General features: G+C 33.5%; 4 protein-coding genes and 2 pseudogenes. 3 read left to right on the top strand and 3 right to left on the bottom strand.

Going from position 1 to position 6095, the window contains the following annotated elements; all coding sequences use genetic code 11:
- Positions 1-121: 121 nt before the first annotated feature.
- The 3 genes and pseudogenes from FTU83_RS17550 to FTU83_RS16710 all read right to left on the bottom strand — a co-directional run.
- A pseudogene (locus tag FTU83_RS17550) lies at positions 122-301 on the bottom strand (IS5/IS1182 family transposase); the annotation flags it as partial.
- A gap of 234 nt (positions 302-535) precedes the next feature.
- Complete coding sequence (locus tag FTU83_RS16715) at positions 536-1447, bottom strand: ParB/RepB/Spo0J family partition protein (RefSeq protein ID WP_104442427.1); 912 nt, start codon at positions 1445-1447, stop codon at positions 536-538.
- Positions 1448-1458: 11 nt separating this feature from the next.
- Positions 1459-2235: a ParA family protein gene (locus FTU83_RS16710; protein WP_078194342.1), complete on the bottom strand. Its 777-nt coding sequence runs from the start codon at positions 2233-2235 to the stop codon at positions 1459-1461.
- 943 nt (positions 2236-3178) lie between these two features.
- On the opposite strand from FTU83_RS16710, the gene FTU83_RS16705 reads away from it, so the two are divergent.
- The 3 genes and pseudogenes from FTU83_RS16705 to FTU83_RS16695 form a co-directional block, all read left to right on the top strand.
- The gene (locus FTU83_RS16705) at positions 3179-4357 is read left to right on the top strand and encodes a replication initiation protein (RefSeq protein ID WP_180107395.1); all 1179 of its coding nucleotides are present in this window, start codon (positions 3179-3181) and stop codon (positions 4355-4357) included.
- Between the two features lie 156 nt (positions 4358-4513).
- Complete coding sequence (locus FTU83_RS16700; protein ID WP_180036301.1) at positions 4514-5572, top strand: RNA-guided endonuclease TnpB family protein; 1059 nt, start codon at positions 4514-4516, stop codon at positions 5570-5572.
- A gap of 167 nt (positions 5573-5739) precedes the next feature.
- A pseudogene (locus FTU83_RS16695) lies at positions 5740-6095 on the top strand (transposase); the annotation flags it as partial.

The following is a 6095-nucleotide window of genomic DNA, read 5'->3' as shown; positions in this document are numbered from 1 at the left end:
TATAATCATCGAAGAATTCAAAAGGGTTTGGGTTTTAAGACACCAAATCAAATGGCCGAAGACTTTTATAAGTTGGCTGCCTAGAATCTCCCAAGGGAAAGTCTCCTGATAATTCAGCGTATATCAATTCAATAGGATTTCCATCCGCATCCACAACTAAATAGATTATAGAACTATTTCCACCAACGTTATTAGAAATAGCTTGGTCTTTCACTCCTGCCTTATGTTGATGCACTCGCATATGAGAGGCATCAATAGAAACCTATTCTTGATTTGCATCATTTGATATTAATTTAAAGACTTAGACCATTGATTATGCGCCAGCATTGTTGGAATGCATAACAAGTAGGTATGTGGTTTGTCGATTGAATTTTACTTTCTCACTATTTTTTTATACAGCAAATGTCAACAGCACCTAACTTTTATAAATATATATTATAAAAAAATTGTTTTTAATTAAGATTAATTTTATTACTAGGTATCCCCAAGATTATACTATCAGACATATTTTAAAGAAAAGAAGTGTAGCAAGTTGCTACACTTCTTGATTTTTCTCTACCAACTCTTTCAATAGATTTTCTAATTTTTCTAAACTAGCATCATCAAAATGAGAAATTTTTAAAGAAACCTTTAATAACTTATCATTAAATTTAATATTTCCAGCAACTTTCCCAGCATATTCAATTTTTTTTACAAGCGATGTTGATGGAGAATCGTTATTATCTTGAACTAGATATTTCGTAGCTTGTGCAACAGCCTTAGTTTGCTCAAGTTGGCCATTCTTTACTTTTGTCCAAACAGTTAACAAGGCTTTTTCAGCACGTTGTTTTATTTCGTCGTGATCTGCAAGAAATTTTTTAAAAGCTGTTGCAGCAGTTCGACCTAATAACTGGGGCTCATTTACCAAATCATTCAAGATGGCTTTAGGCAACTTTTCAAAAGATAAATATTTATACATGTCTTCGCGATTTAAGCCTAAAGACTTCGCTAAACGTTGTTTATTTTTCTTTAAATTTTCATCCAAACCTACTAGACCAATATAGATTTCGAAGTCTGTTAAATCCTGGCGTTTTAAATTTTCAGCTAGTGTAAGTAGTGAAGCTTCTTCATTATTTGCATCAATAATAATGGCTTCAATGGTCGATTTTTTTAGAATTTCATGCGCACGTAATCGACGTTCACCTGCAATTAGTTCAAATTTTAAATTTTCAAGTTTACGAACAGTGATGGGTTGCAACAAACCAACTTCATCGATCGATTCAGCCAGTTCTTTGATTTCCTGCTCATCAAATTTTCTACGCGGTTGATAAGGACTCCGTGAAATGTCTTCAATGGGGACATTTCGTCTAAATTCCTTTAATTCCTTGATATTATCTTTTTGAGCTAATTGATGCTTTTGAGTATTTTGTTTCAGCTTTTGAGCTAAAAGTTCTTTTGCAGTTGCCATAAAATTCTCAATCAGTTAACTTTAGCTAAAACTTCTTTAGCTAAACTTTCAAAAGCCTTTCGAACCTTTCCACTTTTGTCTAGCTTAAGTAAAGACTGCTGCATAATTGCGGCTTGATTTACTTTTGTACTTTGTGGAATAGTCGTTTCCATAATATAGCCCACTTGCTTAAATGCTTCATCACGAATGAGTTTACAAACATTTTGTCTCTCATCGTGCTTAATAAGTAGTGCACCTAATAATTGTAGCTCCGGATTGATTCGCTTTATTTTTTCTAAATGATTAAGTAAGTCTGTAACACCATATAGACCATATTGTGAGCCAGATTCAATCGGGATAATTACATGTGTTGAAGATGCTAAAGCATTACTCGTCAATAGTTTTAAACTTGGAGGGCAGTCAATTAAAATAAAATCATAAAGATCTTTTAATAGTTCTAATTTTGTAGTGAGTTCTTCTGATGGTCTTGGCGCATCTTCTTTTAATTGGTCCTCAGTTTTTCCTAAATTGAGAGAACCATAAATTAGTGAAACATTATCAAAATTAGTATCTTCTTCTAAAGCGTCAGTAAGTAATGAGACATCACCTACTAATAACTCAGCGGTTGTTACTCCAACTTCACTTGGATGTTTTAAACCAATATGCAAGCTAGCATTTGCTTGAGGATCTAAATCAATCACAAGCACTTTTTTTCCTAAGTTTGCTAGCTCAGAGGCTAAATGAACAACTGTTGTTGTTTTACCACAACCACCCTTGTGATTCGCAACAGCAATAATTTTTGCAGACATACTTGTCAAATCATTCTATATTTAAAATTACTATTAATATAAATAACTTTGGGCTAAGTTACTACACCTTTTAAATTTAAAACAGTCATTTGTATAACGCTAAAGCAATTTTAAATTTAAAGTTTTATATAGCTAGCTTATTTAATAATTAATAGTAATTAATAATTAAGTTAATTAATAATTAAGTTGATATTTTTCATTTAAAAACAATACCATATCAACTTTAAGGTGGAGGTTTTGTCATCTTAAAGTGGAAGAGTTGTCTTCTATAAGTGGAAAGATGATCACTTTAAAGTGGAATATATGTCACTGTAAAGTGGAGTATTTGTCACTTAAAAGTGGAGTATTTGTCACTATGGTGGAATGTTTTTCACTGTTAATTATAAAATATATGTATTATCATTTAAAACATATATAAAACAATTATTTATGATGTTGATAACTTAATGAATTTAAGAGCAAGAGTGGAAAAAAAATCACTTACAAAAATAATATTGTGGATAAAGTTGCAAGGCTTTTTTTTACTACACCATTTTTTGATATATTCATTGATCTAAGAGTGGAAAGAATTTCACGCACTCACCCTAGAATGCAGATATTTTGTTCTTATGACTAAACTCGATATTTTTTTTCAGTGATCTGCGTTTTTAAAAGTGGAAAACTTGTCATATCGAAATAGGTTAATTGATTATTTAAAATCCATTATGGGTGTTTATTCATCAATCCGTATCTCTATAAAGAATCAAAAACATCTAAAAGTGGAGTATTTGTCATCTTGGAGTGGAATTTAAAAATATATTTCCACTTTAATGGATTTTTACCTAAATTTGGTGACAAGTATTCCACCTTAGTTTTTTTTAGGTGAAAGTGTTGAATCTTTTTCCACTTTTTTATATAACATGCATAATCAAGTTAAGCACACTTAAAATAGTTAATACACTTTATGTCAGAACTAAGCCATAACAAAGAAGAGCTGGATTCAATCCCGTACTGCATAGGTAATATTCGTCACAATGGGGTTGTAAGTACTAGCAATCGTTTGATACGACCTATTGAATTGTCAGCGAATGAATATAAAGCACTTTTATATGCGATGGCTGTTGCCAATTACGGTGAGAAGAATCATATCGATAAAGAGATTAGTGAACAAACATACATCTATCTGTATAAAGATGATTTAGCTGAATTACTGGGATTAAGTAAGCGAAATTCAATTAATGTAGCCATTGATCGAATTTACAAAGAACTTTCATCCCGTGTGGCGCACTTTGTAATTGAAGAACCTGTAGATGATATAAAGAAAAAGACTAAAAGAGTTCACTCGGTTGTCCCTATTATCCGTGAGTTAAGATGGGAAGATGATTCAAAGAATGCACTTCAAATCAGATTTACCAGTGAAGTATTACCTTACTTTACTCAATTAGCTGGTGGTAATTTTACTACATACCAACTAAAACATTTATTTGCTCTAGATTCAGTTGCAAGTATGAGTCTTTATACCTATTTCATAAAAAACGAATTCAAATTTAAGACTCAAGAAATCTACGAAGTTCCATTATTATTAGAGAATCTCAAAGCTCTAATTGATATAAATGAAACTAAATATGACCGTTGGGTCGATTTTCGACGTTATGTATTAGATAAAATTGTAGCTGAAATTAATGAAAACACCGATCTACAGTTAGAATATGAAACAATTAAAAAAGGACGCCCTATTGTAGGCGTAAAATTTAAACTACATCATCGTGGTTTTGAAAAGCCTGTAATTGAAAATAAAAAGGCCGAAAAATTAAAGATCTACTTAGATGTTCCATTTGAAGATAATGCTGAGGTAAAAGATCTAGGTGCAAAATTCGATACCACTGTACGTTCATGGTATATTTTTAATGATGATGCTAATTATTTACAGCTTGAAAAGTGGTTTAAGACTGTAGGTTGCCTCACAGACTCTCAAGCAAACGTTGTTATCAATGATTCATTATTTCAAATGGATTTTGCTGAAGTTGGAATGAGCTTAAGTGACTTTAAGAGAAAAATGAAAAATAAATTGAAAACTGATAGTAAATTTGTGGAAGACATCAAGGATCGTCTAAATGAAATTTTCGGAAAGGATGTTATCTAGGAGTGTAGCAACTTGCTACACTTTTATCACTTGGAGCGTAAAACCTCGTGGTTCAGCACGAGGATATAAGCGACTGGCGTAAGCCATACGACATGGAATGTCGTATTAAATATCTTTGTTGTTCATTACTTAAAATATTATTGTTAAAATAAGCACATGAAAACACTTAAACTCCGCATAAAAGACAAACACGCAAAGGTGCTGATTAAATTAGCATCTGAGGTGAACTTTGTTTGGAATTATGTGAATGATTTAAGTTTTAAGCACCTAAAAAGAAAAGGTGAATTTCTATCTGCATTTGATATTGCTCAATACACCAAAGGCGCATCTAAAGAGTGTAGTTTGCACAGCCAAACCATTCAGGCTGTCACCGAAGAATTAGTCACACGCAGAAAGCAGTTTAAGAAAGCCAAACTCAAATGGCGTGTTAGCAACAAGAAGTCAGCAAGAAAATCACTTGGATGGATACCGTTTAAGAAAGTAGCGATCAAATACGCTGATGGATATGTTCAATATGGTAAACATCAATTCAAGCTATGGGATAGCTATGGATTAAGCAAATATGCTGTTAGAACTGGTTCATTTGTTGAGGACAGCCGTGGGCGTTGGTACGTGTGCCTTGTGGTCGATTCATCGAATCAAGAAAAACCAACAGCAACCAAAGCCATAGGTATTGATCTAGGTTTAAAAGATACTGCAACCTGTTCTGATGGTACGGTTATTTCAAACCCCAAGTTCTATCGCCAATACGAAAAGAAATTAGGTATTGCTCAACGAGCAAGGAATAAAAAACGTGTACGTGCATTACACGCCAAGATTGCAAATTGCCGTAAAGACCATTTGCATAAGGCAAGTACATTACTTGTTAAAAATAATGCACTCATAATTGTAGGTAACTTAAGTGCCAAAAAGCTTGTAAAAACTAAAATGGCAAAGTCTGTTTTAGATACAGGGTTTTCAGCACTAAAAACAATGCTCAAGTATAAATGCGAGAACGCAGGGGTAATGTTTGAAGAAGTCAATGAAGCCTATACCACCCAAATCTGTTCGTGCTGCGGTGAGATCACCTCAAGTAGTCCGAGAGGTAGGACAGGTCTTGGAATAAGAGAATGGTCATGTGAGTGTGGTGTCACTCACGATAGGGACTTAAATAGTGCCATGAACATTCTTGCGCTTGGGCATAAGCGTCTAGCTGTAGGAATCACCTCCGTTTAAGGGAGGTGAGGATGTCAACGGCTATTCTTAGTTCAAGAAACCACTTATAACTTTAATTAGTAAAACAGTTATATTGAACGTTCATTTCAACAGAGATGGATCCGTAAATTTGAACAACTCCTATAAGTGATATTCTGCTCCTCAAATGATGTTATAAACATCAATATATGGAGTATTTTATGGCACGTAGACCAAGAAGAAATCATTCAAACGACTTTAAGGCTAAGGTAGCACTTGCTGCGATCAAAGCAGAAAAAACACATGCTGAATTGAGTTCTGAGTTTAATGTCCATCAAAACCAAATTATTGACTGGAAAAATCAATTGATCTCAGCTTCCTCGCAAGCTTTCGATCAATCAAAAGCTCCATCAGAACCCCCCATTGATCTTAAAAAGTTACATGCAAAAATCGGTGAGCAGGCATTAGAAATTGATTTTTTAGAAGGTGTGTTGAAGAAACTGGGCCGCTTCAACCACAAAAGTTAATCGACGACTCACTTCAGATTTCAGTATCTAAGCAAGCT

It is taken from the genome of Acinetobacter sp. YH12152, from assembly GCF_013418285.1.
Taxonomy (GTDB): domain Bacteria; phylum Pseudomonadota; class Gammaproteobacteria; order Pseudomonadales; family Moraxellaceae; genus Acinetobacter; species Acinetobacter amyesii.
Note: the sequence above shows the minus strand (reverse complement) of the source record. Positions and strands in the feature narration are given on the sequence as shown.